General features: G+C 62.3%; 1 pseudogene. It reads left to right on the plus strand.

The features are described 5' to 3' along the window. Positions 1-41: 41 nt before the first annotated feature. Positions 42-239: pseudogene (locus tag SB771_RS36745) on the plus strand (peptidase S53); the annotation flags it as partial.

Genomic DNA, 239 nt, shown 5'->3' on the forward strand with positions numbered 1-239 from the left:
GCTTGCGGCCTGCGCCGTCGCGCTAACAGGAGAGTCGACACATGGTCACAAAGCATCCGCTGCCGGGAAGCGAGCGAACGGTGGAACAAGGTTCGAAAGTGGTCGGTCAATGCGATCCGGCGGAACGGATCGAGGTTTTCGTCATGCTGCGCCGTCAACGGCAGGCGCAGTTCGATGCGCTGATGAGCAGAATCCAGGCGGGCGACCCGAACGTGAAACCGCTGTCGCGCGACGAACTG

Source organism: Burkholderia sp. SIMBA_051 (assembly GCF_046534915.1).
Lineage (GTDB): Bacteria > Pseudomonadota > Gammaproteobacteria > Burkholderiales > Burkholderiaceae > Burkholderia > Burkholderia ambifaria.